Here is an 18,140-nt window from a genome sequence, read left to right as displayed (position 1 = left end):
AATCATCGGTACTCGAAAGCAAAGAATCTTCCGTGCGCGCCAATGCAGAGGCTTTATATATGATATAAAAGCTCCGCATTATTGCGGCATCTTGAAATTTCTTACTTCTTCGCAGCACCGGCCTTCGGTCTCTTCGCACCGTACTTGGATCTGGCCTGCATACGCTTGGCAACACCCTGGGTATCGAGCGTACCGCGGATGATGTGGTAACGCACGCCGGGGAGATCCTTAACACGTCCGCCGCGAATCAGAACAACGGAATGTTCCTGAAGATTGTGGCCGATACCGGGAATGTAAGCAGTGGCTTCAATTCCGTTGGACAGGCGCACTCTTGCGACCTTTCTCAGAGCGGAGTTGGGCTTCTTGGGGGTTGAGGTTCTGATAGCAGTGCAAACGCCGCGCTTTTGCGGTGAGTTCTGCTCGATTATTTTGCGCTTCTTAGAGTTCCATCCCTGCAAGAGAGCCGGGGAAGCCGATTTCTTTTCGACGACCTCTCTTCCCTTTCTGACAAGCTGGTTAAAGGTTGGCATTAAGTCGTTTCCTCCTTTCTAGATTGTGTGGTAATCTACCAAAGAAACCCCAAGCAGTTGCCCGGGGCCGCTTTCTTGAATAGTTCACCCAATTTATGATTTTACCATTGGGTGATGAGGTTTGTCAACAATATTTGCGATGAATATTCGTTAAAATCTCCAAGAAATTCTCTAAACATACCTCTTTAACAAAAATAAGGCTGCTAGAAGCTCGAAAAAACACAAACATACCATTTATCATTGACATTTTGCGTCGGTATTATATCGTAAGAGTAAAAATATAAGTTGAATTATTTTCGAATTTTTTAAAAAATAAATAATTTAGCAATTCGTATTTAATCGTATTAAGTTGCGAAAATGGTTGATTACTGGTAATATTAAAAACCAGTAATTTTAATTTTTTTAAAAAGTATGCAATAAAACACCATGCTTGTGCATTAATGATATGACAGGGGAAGATACAATTGTTTTGTTTGACGTCAACAACTGGATATCACGACACTGCCCCCAATTATTTGGAGCTTGAACAATGCATAGCTTTAATGGCATGCAAGAACACCGATGCGCTTCGCACCATCTATCGCGAAACGAACAGCGCTGTTTATGGATTTGCCCTCTCTATTTTGAAAAATGAGCATGACGCGCAGGATGTTCTCCAGGAGACATACATCAAGATGTATGCCGCCAGCAGCAGCTATCATCCGCGGGGTAAACCCATGGCATGGATTTTAACCATAGCCAAAAATCTTGCACGTATGAAGCTACGCGAACGCAATAAGACCTCATATGAATCTTTTGAGGATCAGGAGCAGTTTTTTTATGAGCCACCAAATCTTTCTTTAGAAGATAAGATGGTTCTGAACACTGCGCTAAAAGAACTATCTTCTCAAGAGTGTCAAATTGTTTTGCTCCACGCAGTGTCCGGATTAAAACACCGTGAGATTTCCGATTTATTGGATCTTGCGCTGCCCACTGTCCTGTCAAAATACCACAGAGCGCTTAAAAAGCTAAAAAACAAGCTATCGGAGGGATACAAATGACAAACAGAGAGATCGAAAACAGGTTAAAAAAAGCTGTTCAAAACTCTGTTCCTGATGTCTTAGATCACATCCTCTCCGAATGCGCGCAACAGAAAGGAACTGTGATTGAGATGTCCAATATAAGAAATAAAAAACGTGGTTTTATTCCGATAATTGCAACATGCGCTGCCGCTATCATGATTATCTGCGCTGGAGCGGTTGGATATGGTGTTGTAAACAACAAGGTGGATTCTATTGTCGCTTTGGACGTAAACCCCAGTATTGAGCTTTCGCTCAACCGCTCAGAGCGTGTGCTTGATGTCACCGCCTGCAATGATGATGCATCTGTTATATTAGATGGCATGGACCTAAAAAATGCTGATGCTGATGTTGCTGTAAATGCAATTATAGGCTCAATGCTGAAGAATGGTTATATCGATGAACTTGCCAACTCTATTCTTATATCCGTTGAGAACGACGACAGTGATAAGGGTACTGCTTTAAAGAATAAACTGGTAGACAAAATTGGCAATCAGCTTGTTTCTAGTGAGATCGAAGCCGCTATTATCAGTCAGGTTCTCCCTAAGGATAAGCAAATTAAAGCGCTGGCTAAAGAGAAAAATATTTCTGAAGGTAAAGCGGCTCTTATCCAAAAGATGGTGGACCAAAACTCTGATTTAGACTTTAATGAACTTGCATCTCTTTCAATCAATGATTTAAACCTTTTGTACGGTGCCCAAAAAACGGCTCTCAAGGATGTTGAGACCAATGGTAAGGTTAGCGAAAAAGCTTATATTAATGATAACGCAGCCCTGGATGCAGTTTTAAAACACTCAGGATTAGAAGCTTCTGAATTAAAAGACTTTAAATCTGAGCTGGATTTTGAAAATGGCAAGTTAATATATGAGGTTGAGCTAGAAGTCAATGGGGTTGAATATTCTTTTGAAATTGATGCCATTACAGGCGAGATCGTCTCCACAGATATAGACAAGGATGATGATAAAGACGATGACGATAATGACCATGATGATCTAGACGAAAATGACGACGATGACAATGATGATGACAAGGACGACGATGATAAAGACGACTTTGATCACGACGATGACGACCAGGACGATGACGAAAAGAATCTTTCAAAAGTAAATTATATCTCCACCGATAAAGCTGCAAGGCTTGCACTTTCTCACGCAAATGTAAGTTTGGATAAGGTGAGCGCGGCACCTTCTCTCGAAATTGACGACGGTAAGGCTGTCTACGAAGTGGAATGGGTCATCGACGGAGTGGAGTACCAGTACGAAATTGATGCTGTGACGGGCGCTGTTATATCGGCTGAAAAAGAACTCGACGATGATAAAGATGATAAAAAAGACCTTGATGATCTAGACGAAAATGACGACGACTCCGACGATTCCGACGACTCCGACGATTCCGACGACTCCGACGACTCCGACGATTCCGACGACTCCGACGACTCCGACGATTCCGACGACTCCGACGACTCCGACGACTCCGACGACTCCGACGACTCCGACGACTCCGACGATTCCGACGACTCCGACGATTCCGACGACTAATTCCCTACTCGCATTTGCCAATAAATAAGCCAAAAAACACCGTTCTGATAATCAGAACGGTGTTTTTGTTTATAGTTAGTTATTGGCCTACAAAACCACGATCACAGGATTGCTCGTTCCTGATAGTAACATCTTCGTACTGAACAGTGCCAGTGCCAGCGGGAACAAGCTTGCCGATGATGACATTTTCCTTCAGGCCCATCAGCGGGTCGACCTTGCCCTTGATAGCTGCTTCGGTCAGAACACGGGTGGTCTCCTGGAAGGACGCCGCCGACAGGAAGGATTCGGTCACCAAGGATGCCTTGGTGATACCGAGCAGCACAGGAATGCAGGTTGCATAGTGCGGCTCGCAGCCTTCTCTTTCGGCTTTTCTGTAGATTTCCTCGTTAATGTTTATAAATTCGCTCTTTTCGATATGCACGCCGGGGATCAGCGAAGAATCGCCACCGTCGTCAATGCGCACCTTGCGCATCATCTGACGTACAATGACCTCGATATGCTTGTCACTGATATCAACGCCCTGTGTGCGGTAAACACGCTGAACTTCCTTAATGAGATAATCCTGCACAGCGAGATGGCCCGAAACAGCAAGTATTTCATTGGGTTCGGCCGAGCCTTCGGTGAGCAGATCGCCCTTTTGGACTACATCGCCCTCTTCAAAGCAACGAGTAGAGCCATAGATAACCTGCTTTTCAAAGCGCTCTCCATCATCGCTGGTCACGACAACAAGGTCGCCGCCCTTGGGATCCTTTTCATAGGAAACAACACCGGTCAAGTGCGAAACAATCGCAGCATTTTTGGGCTTTCTGGCTTCAAACAGCTCTTCAACACGGGGCAGACCCTGTGTGATATCGCTGGCCGTAACGGTGCCTCCGGTGTGGAACGTTCTCATGGTCAGCTGGGTACCAGGTTCGCCGATGGACTGGGCGGCGATGATACCGACCGCCTCGCCGATGCCGACCGGCTGGCCATTTGCAAGGTTCGCGCCGTAGCAGTGAGCGCAAACGCCGTTCTTGCTCTCGCAGTTTAAGACCGAGCGAATTTTGACCTGCTCAATGCCTGACTTGACGATGCGCTCTGCGTCGTTAAATGTCATCATGCGGTCGCGGGTCATGAGTACCTCGCCGGTTTTGGGGTGCACAACGGTGTCGGTGACATAACGCCCAATGAGACGTTCACGCAAGCTTTCGATCTCACGGCCGGAGTCGGTAATCGAAACCGCGACAATGCCCTCGTGGGTTCCGCAATCAATCTCGCGGATAATAACATCCTGCGAAACGTCGACGAGACGGCGGGTCAGGTAGCCCGAGTCAGCGGTACGCAGCGCGGTATCGGCCAAGCCTTTACGCGCGCCTCGAGAGGAGTTGAAGTAGTCGAGTATGGTCAGGCCTTCACGGTAGTTGGCCTTGATCGGCAGCTCGATGGCACGACCCGAGGTGTTGGCGATCAATCCGCGCATACCTGCGAGCTGACGAATCTGGTCCATCGAACCACGCGCACCGGAATCAGCCATCATAAAGATGGGGTTATCCTCGGTGAAACATTTTTGCAGTGCGTCTTTAACCTTGGCAGTCGTTTCGTTCCAGGTCTTGATCACGCGCTCGTAGCGCACCTCGTCGGAGATGAGGCCACGCTCGTATTGACGGCTGATCTTGGTGATGTTCTCATCAGCGGCAGCCAACAGGTCTTTCTTTTCGGGGGGAATCACCGCGTCGCAAACTGCGACGGTGACGGCGCCGCGCGTCGAATACTTAAAGCCCTGTGCCTTGATCTGGTCGAGCATTTCGGCGGTTCTGGCGCTGCCGTGGGTACGAATGCAGCGGTCAATGATATCGCCGAGCGTCTTCTTCTTGACCAAGAACTCAACTTCCAGCTTAAATTTACTGTCGTAGTCGGTGCGATCAACATAGCCCAAATCCTGCGGAATGGGGGTGTTAAAGATAATGCGTCCGACAGTGGTTTCAATAATCTTAGAAACGCGCTTGTCATCAATATCAATAGTTCTGCGCACCTTAACAGGAGCGTGCAGCGTTACAGCGCCCTCGTTATAAGCCATGAGCGCTTCATCAAAGTCGCGGAACACCTTACCCGAACCCTTTTCGTTTTCACGCACCATGGTTAGGTAGTAGGAACCGAGCACCATGTCCTGCGTCGGGACGGTGACTGGGCTACCATCGGAGGGTTTTAAAAGGTTGTTGGCCGCCAGCATCAGGAAACGCGCCTCAGCCTGCGCCTCTGCCGAAAGCGGCACGTGAACAGCCATCTGGTCGCCGTCAAAGTCGGCGTTATAAGCGGTACAAACCAGCGGATGAAGCTTGAGAGCCTTGCCCTCAACCAGTACGGGTTCAAAGGCCTGAATGCCGAGTCTATGCAGCGTAGGCGCACGGTTCAATAGTACCGGATGATCCTTGATGACCACTTCAAGTGCGTCCCAAACCTCTTTGACAGTCGCACGCTCGACCATTTTGCGGGCGTTCTTGATGTTGGTGGCGACCTTCTGGTCGACCAAGCGCTTCATGACGAAGGGCTTAAAGAGTTCCAGTGCCATTTCTTTAGGTAATCCGCACTGGTACATCTTGAGCTCCGGGCCGACAACGATAACCGAACGGCCGGAATAGTCAACGCGCTTACCCAACAGGTTCTGTCTAAAGCGGCCTTGTTTGCCCTTTAACATGTCGGAAAGCGACTTTAGCGGGCGGTTATTGGGGCCAGTGACCGGGCGGCCACGGCGACCGTTATCGATCAGGGCATCAACAGCCTCCTGCAGCATACGCTTCTCGTTGCGAACGATGATATCGGGCGCGCCGAGTTCCAGCAGCTTCTTTAAGCGGTTGTTGCGGTTTATCACACGACGATAAAGGTCGTTTAAATCGCTAGTGGCGAAGCGTCCGCCGTCGAGCTGAACCATCGGGCGGATATCGGGCGGAATTACCGACACAACGTCGAGAATCATCCACTCGGGATGGTTACCGGAGGCGCGGAACGCCTCGACAACTTCAAGGCGCTTTAACAGCTTCGCGCGCTTCTGACCCGCAGCCTTCTCCAGCTCTTCTTTCAGTTCGACCGAAAGTGCAGCAAGATCAAGCTCCGTTAAAAGCTTTTTAACGGCTTCGGCACCCATACCGGCGTCAAACTCGTCCTCATACGCCTCACGCAGGTCACGATACTCCTTTTCAGAGAGCAGCGCATATTTTTTCAAGTTGGTAATGCCGGGATCAATGACGATATAAGCCGCGAAATACAGCACCTTTTCCAACAGTCTGGGGGACATATTAAGCAGCAGTCCCATGCGGGACGACGTGCCCTTAAAATACCAGATGTGAGAAACCGGTGCGGCCAATTCAATGTGGCCCATACGCTCACGGCGCACCTTGGCACGGGTTACCTCAACGCCACAGCGCTCACAGATTTTGCCCTTATAGCGGATACGCTTATAGCGTCCGCAGTAGCATTCCCAATCCTTCATGGGTCCAAAAATTCTTTCGCAGAACAGACCGTCGCGCTCCGGCTTTAGGGTACGGTAATTGATGGTCTCGGGTTTTTTGACCTCGCCGTAGCTCCAGGAGCGAATCTGATCAGGGGAAGCAAGACCAATTTTAATGGACTCAAAAACATTAAATTCCAACTGCTATCCCTCCGTAATTAATCTTCAAAGTCGTCGTTGTTATCGTCCTCATTAAAGAATCCGATATCATCAAATTCCGACAACAGGCCGTCGTCGACCAGCTCGGGCTCTCCTTCGGTATTCTCAACGGCGAAGCCGCCGGCTTCCAGTTCGCCGTCAACCTCCACGTTGTTGGTGAACAGCTCCGTGTCAAGCGGGGTCAGCCCCATATTGTCATCGTCATCAAACTGTTGCTTGAGGTCGATTTCGTTGTTGTCCTTATCCAGCACGCGAACATCAAGCGCCAGCGACTGGAGCTCTTTGATCAAAACCTTGAAGGATTCGGGGATACCAGGCTTGGGAACATTCTTGCCCTTGACGATCGCCTCAAAGGTCTTGACACGGCCCACCACATCGTCGGATTTCACAGTGAGAATTTCCTGCAGTGTGTAAGCGGCGCCATATGCCTCGAGTGCCCAAACTTCCATCTCGCCGAAGCGCTGACCGCCGAACTGCGCCTTGCCGCCCAGCGGCTGCTGGGTAACGAGCGAGTAAGGGCCGGTAGAACGGGCGTGAATCTTATCGTCAACAAGGTGATGCAACTTTAAGAAGTACATGTAACCCACGGTTACACGGTTGTCAAATGGTTCACCGGTGCGTCCGTCATAAAGGACCGTTTTGCCGTCGTCGGCAAGACCCGCCTGAGAAAGTGCTTCGCGAATATCGACTTCCTTGGCGCCGTCAAATACCGGCGTCATAATCTTAAAGCCCAATGCTGCGGCGGCGCGTCCGAGATGAACCTCAAGCACCTGGCCGATGTTCATACGCGAAGGAACGCCCAGGGGGTTCAAAACGATGTCCAGCGGCTGGCCACCGGGCAGATAAGGCATATCCTCCTGCGGCAGCACGCGCGAAACAACGCCCTTGTTGCCGTGGCGTCCCGCCATCTTATCGCCGACAGAAATCTTACGTTTCTGAGCGATATAGCAACGAACCACCATATTAACACCCGGAGAAAGCTCGTCGGAAGTTTCTCTCGTGAACACTTTGACATCGACAATGATGCCGTATTCGCCGTGCGGTACGCGCAACGAGGTATCTCTAACCTCACGCGCCTTCTCGCCGAATATGGCGCGCAGCAGACGCTCCTCAGCGTTTAATTCGGTTTCGCCCTTGGGCGTGACCTTGCCGACAAGAATGTCGCCAGCACGAACCTCGGCGCCAATACGAATGATACCGCGATCGTCAAGCTCTTTTAAAACGTCTTCGCCAACGTTCGGGATGTCGCGGGTGATTTCTTCCGGCCCAAGCTTAGTATCACGGGCTTCAATTTCGTATTCTTCAATATGAATGGAGGTGTAAACATCCTCCTTAACCAGTTTCTCGTTGATAAGAACGGCGTCCTCGTAGTTGTAGCCTTCCCACGTCATAAAACCGATAAGCATGTTCTTGCCCAGCGAAATTTCACCGTTGGAAGTTGCGGGGCCGTCCGCAATCACGTCGCCGACCTTGACGCGCTCACCCTTTTTGAGAATGGGGCGCTGGTTGACGCAGGTGCCTTGGTTGCTACGCATGAATTTCGTCAGCCGATAGTTGTGGTTAATACCCTGATCGTCGGTGATGACGACCAGATCGGCCGATACACTTTTGACCACACCATTATGCTTGGAAACGACCACAACGCCGGAATCGACCGCTGCCTTGTACTCCATACCGGTACCAACAATCGGCGACTCGGTTTTAAGAAGCGGAACGGCCTGACGCTGCATGTTCGAGCCCATCAGCGCACGGTTGGCGTCGTCGTTTTCGAGGAAGGGGATCATCGCAGTCGCGACTGAGACCACCATCTTCGGAGAAATATCCATAAAGTCAACCGATTCGCGATCCACCTCAAGGATGGCGTCGCGGTAACGGGCAGCAACTCTGGGGCGGGCAAAACAATCATCTTCAATCGGCTCGTTAGCCTGTGCTACAACAAACTCGTCCTCGACATCAGCGGTCATGTAAATGACTTCATCAAGAATTTTGCCGGTACCCTTGCATACGCGTCGATAAGGAGCCTCAATAAAGCCATACTCATTAATGCGCGCAAAAGTTGCAAGATACGAGATCAGACCGATGTTCGGGCCTTCAGGCGTTTCAATTGGGCACATGCGGCCATAGTGGCTATAGTGAACGTCGCGAACCTCAAAGCTTGCGCGGTCACGCGAAAGACCGCCTGGGCCAAGTGCCGAAAGACGGCGCTTATGGGTCAATTCCGCCAAGGGGTTAGTCTGATCCATGAACTGGGACAGCGGCGAAGAGCCGAAAAACTCCTTGATGGAAGCCACAACGGGGCGGATATTGATGAGGGATTGTGCCGTCACCTCGCCCTGATCCTGGCTTTGGGTTGCCATGCGCTCACGTATGACGCGCTCCATGCGGGAGAAGCCGATACGGAACTGATTTTGCAGCAGTTCGCCCACCGAGCGAATACGGCGGTTGCCGAGATGATCGATGTCGTCGTCAAGACCTACGCCCACCGAAAGGTTGCACAAGTAGTTGACGGTGGCGAAAATATCGTCGACGATGATGTGCTTTGGCACCAGCTCGTCGGCACGCGCCTTGATGGCAGCGGCAATTGCTTCGTCGTCGTTGTTCTGTTCGAGTATCTCGCGCAGAACACAGAAACGAACCTTTTCTTTTTCGACAATGCCTAGCGCGTCGCAATCGACAAAGTCATGTATATCCACCATTCCATTGGAAATGACTTTAACAACAGCTTCGCCAACTTGGATATAAACGCAGTCCACGCCAGCGCACTCTATTTTCTGCGCATCCTCGCGGGTCAGAATGGCGCCCTGCTCATACAAAATTTCGCCGGTCATGGGGTCGACAACCGCCTGGGCCAGCTCACGGTCGGTGATTCGCTGGCAGATCGACAATTTTTTGTTGTATTTGTAGCGACCAACCCTTGAAAGATCATATCGCCGCGCGTCAAAGAACAATGAATTAATATGGCTTTTGGCCGATTCAACGGTAGGCGGTTCACCCGGTCGCAGCTTGCGATAAACCTCTTGCAGCGCTTCGTTGACACTTTTAATGGTGTCCTTTTCAAGGGTTGTTCTCAATAATTCGCTTTCGCCCAAAAGCTCCATCATCTGCTCGTCGGTGGCAATACCGAGCGCCCGGACAAAGGTGGTGATGGGCAGCTTGCGGTTTTTATCGATGCGGGCATAAAAAATGCCATTAGAATCAGTCTCGTACTCTAACCATGCACCACGGTTAGGAATAACGGTGGCGGCGAACAATTCCCGGCCGGATTTATCTCTTGTGCGGGAATAATAAACGCCGGGCGAACGGACAAGCTGCGAAACAATAACGCGCTCCGCACCGTTGATTACAAAAGTGCCACTTTCGGTCATGAGCGGAAAGTCGCCCATGAAAATCTCCTGCTCTTTAATTTCACCGGTCTCGCGATTTAATAGACTGGTCGTGACGATGAGCGGTGCAGCATAAGTAGTGTCGCGTTCTTTGCACTCCTCAATGGTGTACTTGGGTTTGTCCTCCAATCGGTAATCGATAAAATCGAGCACCAGATTACCCTGATAATCGGTAATGGCCGACATGTCGTTAAACACGTCCTTAAGGCCTTCATCGAGGAACCAGCGGTAGGAGTTTTTTTGCACCTCAATCAGGTTTGGCATGTCCAGAACTTCATTAATTTTGCCGAAGCTCATGCGAACGTTTTTGCCAAGGTTGACGGGTTTCACCTGCAACATAGGTTTCGCTCACTCCATTCGTCTATGATTATTAAAAGCTCAAAAAATACAAGGAAACGTTTTGCCGATTTGTAAATTTCTATTGCTTTTTTATTTAGGGTGTGTTAAGATAAACTATGCTAAAGGCAGATACACCCATTATGATACAGTATACTAGTATATTCCTTTTTCAGGTCGCTGTCAATACTTTTCGGGGCTTTTTTACCTTTTGCAAAAAAATATTTTACCACAATTGTGATCCTTCTGCAAGAGAGAGGGATTTTTTTATTTTATAACAAAAAAATGCCAGCCTATAAATGGTTGGCATTTTTCACTAATTGTATACAACTTATCGTTTGTTTTTGCCGCCAGCCAGCCGAGCCAGCAGGATGCCCAATCCGGCGCAAACCGCTATGGCCAGAACTGCACGCAGCCAAAGTGACGCAGGCACCACAAGCGCATCTGAAAACATATTTTCTTTCAGAATTAGCGACATCGCCCCCGTCAGTGCCATGGTTACACCCGCGGCGGCCGTTAAATGCTTTGCTGTGCGCTGCCTACCCGGATAGCATCCAACTGCAGACGCTGCCAAAAAGAGGAGCAGTGTGATCAAAACCATCCAACCTGTCATAGCTATCCCTCCTGCCATCAGGCTATGAAAATACAGGCAAAATGGTGACATATTAAAATATGTATTCGTCCCGAGCCGAGAACGCATGTGATCTATTCAGCGCACTGTATATCAGCTATTTAGCAGTCTTTTTGCAAACTCGCGGGCGTTCTCAGTCTTGTCAGTGTCCATAAAATCATGATCATACCCCAAATCTCGTTCGCATAGCATGCCCGCATAAGTTAATTGAGAGTGCTTGCAATAGCGGATCATACCGACCTCGAACAGATCAGCGCCCTTTTCCGGGCGATAGCCACAGGTAACGAGTAGCACCATCTTCTTCCCCGCCCATAACGCCGGGCCTTTTTTATCGCCATAATATTTGTTCATTCCATAAACCAGACGATCGAGCATCGCCTTCATCGGTGGCGTGCAGTACCATGAGTAGATCGGCGTCGCTAGCACAATAATGTCACAGCTGCAAACTTTATCAAAAATTTTCTGCATGTCGTCGTTGTACCGGCAACCAAACCTCGACCAGTCTGTCTGGCATGTTCTGCATGCCGTACACGGATGAATCGTCTGATCATAAAGCCAGATCAACTCCTGCTCTGCCCCACCGTCAGCCAGCGACTGCATAAACGGCTTTAAAAGCAAGGCTGTGTTTCCGTTTTTTCTTGGACTTCCCATAAGTATCAGACACTTCATAATGACATCCTCCTTCAAAATATCCAACCAGGTATATATGCGCTAAGCCCGGCCATGCGGATTCTGCACGTGGCCGGGCTTTGGCTTGATACTTTTATTTGTGGTATTCGACGAAAGCGCGGAATGTCTGGTAGACATCGCTCTTGGAGACGACCTCGAAGGGCGCATGCATCGAAAGAACCGGCACGCCAACGTCTACAACATCGACATTGAGCGCCGCGATATACATTGCCACCGTGCCGCCGCCGCCAGCATCCACCTTGCCAAGCTCACCGGTCTGCCACTGAACCTTTGCACCGTCGAGCAAGCTTCTGATCTCACCCATGAATTCGGCCGAGGCATCGTTGGTGGAAGCTTTACCGCGTGAACCGGTATATTTGGTGATCACCACACCGTAGTTGCAATAAGAAGCGTTATTCTTCTCGTGCATCTCGCCGTAGGTCGGGTCGTACGCTGCGTTGACATCCGCCGACAAGCAGCTTGATTTTGAGAGCACCGTTCTGCCAGCGAGTCCGAATGGTGCTGCCAGATCTTCAATAAAATACTGCAAGAATTTTGACTGCAACCCCGAATTACCCTCGGAGCCGGTTTCTTCTTTGTCGGCGAGCACCGTCACCACCGTGCGACTAGGATTTGTAATCTGAAGAGCCGCCATTAGTGAGGTGTAAGCGCAGACGCGGTCGTCGTGGCCGTAAGCACCGACAAAGCTGCGGTCAAGCCCGACATCACTGGACTTAAAGGCCGGTACCATCGTCAGCTCGGCAGAGAGAAAATCCGCCTCGGTCAAGCCATATTTTTCATTGAGCAGCTTGAGGATAGCCAACTTGACCCGCTCACTTTCTTTGTCGTCACGGAACATTCTGCCCCCGACTAAGACGTTGAGCGCCTCTCCCTTGATGATGTCAACGCCCTTGCGCTGCATCTGTTCACTGGCCAAGTGTGGCAGCAGGTCGGTGATGGTAAAGACCGGGTCGCCGTCTTCCTCACCGATGATGACCGATACCCGCTCGCCGTCAGCGCGTACGACAACGCCATGCAGAGCCAGCGGAATCGCCGTCCACTGATATTTTTTGATGCCGCCATAATAGTGGGTCTTAAACATCGCAAGCTGCGTCTCTTCATAAAGCGGGCGGGGCTTTAGGTCAATGCGCGGCGCGTCGATGTGTGATGCGACAATCTTTACGCCGTTTTCCAACGGTTCGGTACCGATAGTGCAAAGCACAAGCGCCTTGCCGCGGTTATTATAGAACACGCGGTCGCCGGCTTTATATTGAACGCGAGGATCAAATACGCGAAACCCCTTCTCGCGCGCCATAGAAATCGCAACTTCCACTGCCTCGCGCTCCGTCTTGGCAAGATCGAGGAATTTTTTATACCCCTCGCAAAACAGGTCGGCCTTTTCCCACTCGCTGTCGTCAAGCAGCTCGCCCGCATTTTTAGGCGTATAGCAAAGCTGCTCCTTTAAAAGCTGCGCCTCGGACTTCTTCTTGTCTGTCATGATGCTCCTCCTTATAAAGCCGGGTGCATTCGCACCACGTCGAAAAATAATAGTCTAACGCTTGCCGTAAACTTTGGCGTAAACCTGCGCCGCGTGTTTTACTCTCGGAACATATTGTGCGGTATCCTTAAACGGAATATTCAAAAGTGTGACACCGTCACTGCTGTATTCTTCAGTAGAAAGCCATTTTTTTACACTGCCCCACCCTGCATGATAAGCCGCCAGTGCTTCCTCCGGCTGGCCGAACTCCTTTAGCAACAGCGAAAAAATATAAGTGCCATAACGGATGTTGGTTTCGGGGTCAAATAAATGCTCGTAGAGGGCCTCGTCATCACCGCAGCGCCAACGTGCCCATTCGAACGTCTCTTCGGTGATCTGCATTAGGCCGCGCGCACCAATAGGTGAGACTGCATCGGGTCGAAATCGGCTCTCAGTATGGATAATACCATATACAAGCGCGGGAGAAAGCCCGTATTCCGCCGCATATTGCTCAACCGCATCGGTATACTTGAGTGGATAAATGCATTGCAGCACCAACCAGCTAGCCAGCAGCACCAGCGCCAACCCAAACAATGATATTATGGCCCGGCGTTTGATTCTGCGCCCTTTGCGACCGCGCGTCACTGGGCATTCTCCTGACTTTCGGGCGCGACAGGTTTTTCAGTTGTGCCGCCCTTCAGATCACACTGCTCGCGGATGGCGCGCTGGAGCATTCCTACCAGCTCAAGTGTTTTAACATGTAGCTCCTGCTGGTCCTTGTCGTTGACAATGACAATCTGTGAGCGCGTGGTGTAATAGGCGTCGTTATGTTGCGCAGCAATGCGACGACGCGCCTCTTCGTCGGTCAGATGATCACGCACAACGATGCGATTGAGGCGCAACGCCTCGGGTGCGATAACCGCAATCACCGAGTCGCAGTCGGCGTCAATGCCGCTTTCAAACAGGGTTGGGGCATCAAGTATCACAACCCGTTTACCCTGAGCTTCAAGCTGTTCAATCTTATCTTTTAAATAGCTGCGAATATACGGAAAGATCAACGTGTTGAGCCGCTCAAGTTTTTTAGAATCGCCAAATACAATTTCAGCAAGCTTTTTGCGGTTTAATGTCCCATCCATATTCAAAATAGCAATTGAAAATTCCAAGGCCATGTCAGCCAGGCAGCCCTTTTCATTAGCGACCACCTCGCGTGAAACTGCGTCGCAGTCGATAACTGTAATACCTTGCGAACGAATAATCTTAGAAACGCTCGATTTACCGGCGCCAGTCTGCCCGGTCAGGCCAATCACGCAAATTTTTCTCATAGCTTAATCACCTCAAAAGCCGCAGCGCGCAGCATGCGGTTATAAACCCCGAGAGATGCACCATCTCGGTCAGGGCACCGGGCATAAACAAGTTTTGCACCACACTCATCGAGCTGCCGCAGCGACGCAAATAACTCCCGGTTCTGGCTGGCCGCATCATGCGCCCGGCCGTAGGTGATGCAGGGCTTTAGTACCAGCGACTGCTCACCCTCAAACACCAACCCGTAGGTTTTAGGCTCGGCGGCGTTGTTGAGCAGCTTAATGTAGGATTCCAGATCCGACTCAACTAAAACAACGCGCGCCCGCGGCGCGTAATGCCGGTATTTCATACCCGGTGAAGTCGGGCGCTCCCCCGTCTTGAGCGGCCTGCTGACCGCCTCGGAAATGGCGACGGTCTCGCCAAGTACTTTAGACAACATCTCGACCGTAATAGCACCTGGGCGCAGCAGAACAGGCTTGTCCACCAGCGAAACCACCGTCGATTCAATGCCGACATCGCAGGCACCACCATCTAAAACAAGTGGAATTTTTCCGTTCAAATCCTTTAAACAATGCTGCGCTGTCGTCGGCGATGGCGACCCCGAGAGATTGGCCGAGGGTGCTGCCAGCGGCAACCCCGCGGCCTTGATCACGGCACGGGCAGCCGGGTGTGAAGGCATGCGAACCGCCACCGAGTCCATGCCCGCCGTTGTGGTAACGGGCACTAAATCGCTTTTAGGCAAAATAATGGTCAACGGTCCCGGCCAAAAGGCTTCCGCCAGCGCTAGCGCACGTTTGGGTAAATTGGCGACCAGAGATGGCCACATATCCAGGTCGCTGATATGCACAATCAAAGGGTTATCCTGTGGGCGACCTTTGACCGAGAATATTTTTTTTACTGCGGTTTCATCCAGTGCATTGGCAGCAAGACCATATACCGTTTCGGTCGGGATGGCAACCACCCGCCCGGCCTGCAGCAGCGCCGCTGCCGCCTGCACGCCGTTTTCATCACAGCCGAGCACCTGTGTCATAGGCACCTTCACTACGCCTGCCCTTCTGCCGCACGTTTGAGCTTTTCGGTCTGGTCATAGGTGATCAACGTCGAAAAAACATCATCTAGGTCACCGTTCATGATCGAATCAAGCTTATAAAGGGTCAGACCGATGCGGTGGTCGGTCAGTCGTCCCTGCGGAAAATTATAGGTACGGATGCGCTCTGAGCGGTCACCTGTACCCACCTGACTGCGGCGTTCGGCCGCAATTTGGTCGGTCTGCTCCTGCTGCATCTTCTCATAAAGGCGCGAGCGTAACACCGTCATGGCTTTCTCGCGGTTTTTGTGCTGGCTGCGTTCGTCCTGACATTCCACAACCATGCCGGTAGGAAGGTGAGTAATTCGAATAGCCGATTCAGTCTTGTTGACGTGCTGGCCACCCGCCCCGCTTGCACGATAGGTGTCAACCTGAAGATCGCCTGGGTTAATATCGATTTCAACATCCTCCACCTCTGGCAACACGGCCACCGTGACAGTGGAGGTGTGTATACGCCCAGAGGCCTCGGTATCTGGTACGCGCTGCACGCGGTGAACACCGCTTTCATACTTCATGCGCGAATAGGCCGCTTCGCCTTGGAGCATAAAGCACACCTCTTTAAAGCCGTGTAACTCGGTCTCGTTGCAAGAAATCAGCTCGCTTTTCCAGCCTTTTGAGTCGGCATACATGCAATACATACGGTAGAGCGACGCAGCAAAAAGCGCCGCCTCCTCGCCGCCCGCACCGCCGCGAATTTCCACAATAGCGGACTTGTCGTCGTCTGGGTCCTTGGGCAGTAACAATATTTTAAGCTCCTCGCCACAGCCGTCAAGCACCTTCTGGCTCTCGAGCAGCTGCTCCTGCGCCATTTCTTTAAGCTCACGGTCAAGCCCGGCTTCGTCGAGCAGCTCGCGCGCCTCGTCATTGGCGGCTTTAGCATCCTGATATTCGCGGTATTTTTCCACGAGCGGCGTCAGGGCCTTATATTCTTTCATCAACGACTTGTACAACGCATTGTCGTTGACGACGGTAGGGTCCATAAGCTTGCGACTGATTTCATCATAACGCAGCTCGGCGGATTTTATCTTATCGAGCATAATGTTCCTCCGTTTATCCTTCTATGGGGGGCTCGGGATGAATAATCTGTTTAATGTGGCGCTCAACCTTTGGGCGGGGCACCATGACCTCTCGACCGCAGCCCTTGCAGCGGATGCGAAAGTCAGCACCTGAACGCAGCACCAAAAATTCTTTTGACCCGCAGGGGTGCGGCTTTTTCATCAACAGGGTATCTCCTACCCGTACATCCATCGGTTTCCCCTCCTTACACTACTTCAATTTGTTATTATAACAGATATCAGGCTGCACTGGCAAATATTTTTTATAGTGGCGCACCGTAAAATAACCTTTAAAAATAACGGCATTTTAAAAGTGTATTCGCCTAAAAAACGTTATAAATTCAACCGCTGCTTCTAAACCCTCTCTCACAAGAATAAACATAGAATCGGCAGGATATCCACACCCTGCCGTGTCAAAAAAGAGGGGGCATCCGCAAATGGAATTTTATCCCGAAGGTCATCTGATCGAAACCACACAAAATACCCTGCGCATTTCTAATCTCTTCGCGCTTTCGGAAGCGTCTAAAAACGGCGACATTCTCGAAGGGCGCGCCATTATATGCGATTCTTCCCACAACCTTATCGTCGAGCTTGGCGGCGGGCTCAAGGGTATCATCTCGAGGGAAGAAGGCGCATTGGGCATAAAAAGTGGCGAAACACGCGATATTGCTATGATCTCTCGCGTTAACAAGCCCGTGTGCTTTACGGTTGTCGGATTTGAAACAATCGGCGGGCAAGTTACACCAATGCTCTCACGCCGTGCTGCGCAGCAACGCTGCAGTGAGCAATATCTCTCCCGTCTGCGTCGTGGTGATGTCATCCGCGCACGTACCACCCATTTAGAAGGGTTCGGCTGTTTTGTAGACATCGGTTGTGGCATTTCGTCAATGGTCCCGATCGACGCCATCTCGGTTTCGCGCATCTCCCACCCGCGTGACCGCTTCAGCCTTGGCCAGGATATTCGCGTTGTTGTGCGCGATATTGAGCCCTCCGGCCGAATTTGTTTGACCCATAAAGAGCTACTGAGCACCTGGGCTGAAATGCAGCCCGCTTTTCAGCGGGAGAAACGGTCGCGGGCATTATTCGTTCGGTGGAATCTTACGGTATATTTGTCGAGCTGACCCCGAATCTGGCCGGCCTGGCCGAGCCGCGCGCGCAGGTCAGCTGTTCACAACACGCGAGCGTTTACATTAAAAGTCTGATACCACAGAAAATGAAGGTAAAGCTCATTATTGTTGACGCCTTCACTGCCCAGTATCCCCCGATGCCACTGCAATACTTCTTCGAGGGCGACCACATGGACCGCTGGCAGTATTCACCACCCGATTCAGCACGCCTTGTGGAGTCGGTATTTATATAACTCCAGAATATTTGTTCTCTTTTTTTACAAAACCCCTTGCATTAGAACATGCGTTCGTGATATAGTATAAA

15 protein-coding genes are annotated in these 18,140 nt (G+C 50.7%); 4 read left to right on the top strand and 11 right to left on the bottom strand.

Annotated elements, in window-relative coordinates:
* Positions 1-101: 101 nt before the first annotated feature.
* Complete coding sequence (rpsL, locus tag RBH76_00220) at positions 102-530, bottom strand: 30S ribosomal protein S12 (protein ID WMJ83889.1); 429 nt, start codon at positions 528-530, stop codon at positions 102-104.
* 464 nt (positions 531-994) lie between these two features.
* Here rpsL and RBH76_00215 point away from each other — a divergent pair, with 464 nt between their 5' ends.
* Complete coding sequence (locus RBH76_00215) at positions 995-1,570, top strand: RNA polymerase sigma factor (GenBank protein ID WMJ83888.1); 576 nt, start codon at positions 995-997, stop codon at positions 1,568-1,570.
* On the top strand, positions 1,567-3,126 hold the full coding sequence (locus tag RBH76_00210; protein WMJ83887.1) for a PepSY domain-containing protein: 1,560 nt from the start codon (positions 1,567-1,569) through the stop codon (positions 3,124-3,126). Before RBH76_00215 ends, RBH76_00210 begins: the two co-directional genes overlap by 4 nt.
* A 79-nt stretch (positions 3,127-3,205) precedes the next feature.
* Here RBH76_00210 and rpoC read toward each other — a convergent pair whose 3' ends face one another.
* The 10 genes from rpoC to RBH76_00160 form a co-directional block, all read right to left on the bottom strand.
* The gene (gene rpoC, locus RBH76_00205) at positions 3,206-6,751 is read right to left on the bottom strand and encodes a DNA-directed RNA polymerase subunit beta' (GenBank protein WMJ83886.1); all 3,546 of its coding nucleotides are present in this window, start codon (positions 6,749-6,751) and stop codon (positions 3,206-3,208) included.
* A gap of 17 nt (positions 6,752-6,768) precedes the next feature.
* The gene (gene rpoB / locus RBH76_00200) at positions 6,769-10,491 is read right to left on the bottom strand and encodes a DNA-directed RNA polymerase subunit beta (protein ID WMJ83885.1); all 3,723 of its coding nucleotides are present in this window, start codon (positions 10,489-10,491) and stop codon (positions 6,769-6,771) included.
* A gap of 328 nt (positions 10,492-10,819) precedes the next feature.
* Entirely contained in the window at positions 10,820-11,101 is a 282-nt protein-coding gene (locus RBH76_00195; GenBank protein ID WMJ83884.1) for a hypothetical protein, read from the bottom strand.
* A gap of 111 nt (positions 11,102-11,212) precedes the next feature.
* Complete coding sequence (locus RBH76_00190) at positions 11,213-11,788, bottom strand: flavodoxin family protein (protein WMJ83883.1); 576 nt, start codon at positions 11,786-11,788, stop codon at positions 11,213-11,215.
* 94 nt (positions 11,789-11,882) lie between these two features.
* Positions 11,883-13,286, bottom strand: a complete 1,404-nt coding sequence (locus RBH76_00185; protein WMJ83882.1) for an aminopeptidase — start codon at positions 13,284-13,286, stop codon at positions 11,883-11,885.
* 54 nt (positions 13,287-13,340) lie between these two features.
* Positions 13,341-13,910, bottom strand: a complete 570-nt coding sequence (locus RBH76_00180) for a lytic transglycosylase domain-containing protein (protein ID WMJ83881.1) — start codon at positions 13,908-13,910, stop codon at positions 13,341-13,343.
* Positions 13,907-14,587, bottom strand: a complete 681-nt coding sequence (coaE, locus tag RBH76_00175) for a dephospho-CoA kinase (GenBank protein ID WMJ83880.1) — start codon at positions 14,585-14,587, stop codon at positions 13,907-13,909. The genes RBH76_00180 and coaE overlap by 4 nt, the downstream gene beginning before the upstream one ends.
* Positions 14,584-15,609 carry an L-threonylcarbamoyladenylate synthase gene (locus tag RBH76_00170; protein WMJ83879.1) on the bottom strand — a complete coding sequence of 342 codons (1,026 nt, stop codon included), beginning with the start codon at positions 15,607-15,609 and terminating at the stop codon, positions 14,584-14,586. The genes coaE and RBH76_00170 overlap by 4 nt, the downstream gene beginning before the upstream one ends.
* Positions 15,609-16,691, bottom strand: coding sequence for a peptide chain release factor 1 (gene prfA, locus RBH76_00165; GenBank protein WMJ83878.1), 1,083 nt, complete (start codon positions 16,689-16,691; stop codon positions 15,609-15,611). The genes RBH76_00170 and prfA overlap by 1 nt, the downstream gene beginning before the upstream one ends.
* A gap of 13 nt (positions 16,692-16,704) precedes the next feature.
* Positions 16,705-16,902: a DUF951 domain-containing protein gene (locus RBH76_00160; GenBank protein ID WMJ83877.1), complete on the bottom strand. Its 198-nt coding sequence runs from the start codon at positions 16,900-16,902 to the stop codon at positions 16,705-16,707.
* 244 nt (positions 16,903-17,146) lie between these two features.
* Between RBH76_00160 and RBH76_00155 the strand changes: the two genes are divergently transcribed.
* Complete coding sequence (locus RBH76_00155; protein ID WMJ83876.1) at positions 17,147-17,830, top strand: S1 RNA-binding domain-containing protein; 684 nt, start codon at positions 17,147-17,149, stop codon at positions 17,828-17,830.
* Positions 17,800-18,069: a hypothetical protein gene (locus RBH76_00150; GenBank protein WMJ83875.1), complete on the top strand. Its 270-nt coding sequence runs from the start codon at positions 17,800-17,802 to the stop codon at positions 18,067-18,069. The genes RBH76_00155 and RBH76_00150 overlap by 31 nt, the downstream gene beginning before the upstream one ends.
* The last annotated feature ends 71 nt before the right edge of the window (positions 18,070-18,140 follow it).

This window comes from Oscillospiraceae bacterium MB24-C1, from assembly GCA_030913685.1.
Classification (GTDB): domain Bacteria; phylum Bacillota; class Clostridia; order Oscillospirales; family Ruminococcaceae; genus Yanshouia.
Note: the sequence above shows the minus strand (reverse complement) of the source record. Positions and strands in the feature narration are given on the sequence as shown.

Coding starts and splice junctions, on each gene's coding strand:
- rpsL (WMJ83889.1), bottom strand. CDS start 530: ATGCCAACCTTTAACCAGCTTGTCAGAAAGGGAAGAGAGGTCGTCGAA.
- RBH76_00210 (WMJ83887.1), top strand. CDS start 1,567: ATGACAAACAGAGAGATCGAAAACAGGTTAAAAAAAGCTGTTCAAAAC.
- rpoB (WMJ83885.1), bottom strand. CDS start 10,491: ATGTTGCAGGTGAAACCCGTCAACCTTGGCAAAAACGTTCGCATGAGC.
- RBH76_00195 (WMJ83884.1), bottom strand. CDS start 11,101: ATGACAGGTTGGATGGTTTTGATCACACTGCTCCTCTTTTTGGCAGCG.
- RBH76_00190 (WMJ83883.1), bottom strand. CDS start 11,788: ATGAAGTGTCTGATACTTATGGGAAGTCCAAGAAAAAACGGAAACACA.
- RBH76_00185 (WMJ83882.1), bottom strand. CDS start 13,286: ATGACAGACAAGAAGAAGTCCGAGGCGCAGCTTTTAAAGGAGCAGCTT.
- coaE (WMJ83880.1), bottom strand. CDS start 14,587: ATGAGAAAAATTTGCGTGATTGGCCTGACCGGGCAGACTGGCGCCGGT.
- prfA (WMJ83878.1), bottom strand. CDS start 16,691: ATGCTCGATAAGATAAAATCCGCCGAGCTGCGTTATGATGAAATCAGT.
- RBH76_00160 (WMJ83877.1), bottom strand. CDS start 16,902: ATGGATGTACGGGTAGGAGATACCCTGTTGATGAAAAAGCCGCACCCC.
- RBH76_00155 (WMJ83876.1), top strand. CDS start 17,147: ATGGAATTTTATCCCGAAGGTCATCTGATCGAAACCACACAAAATACC.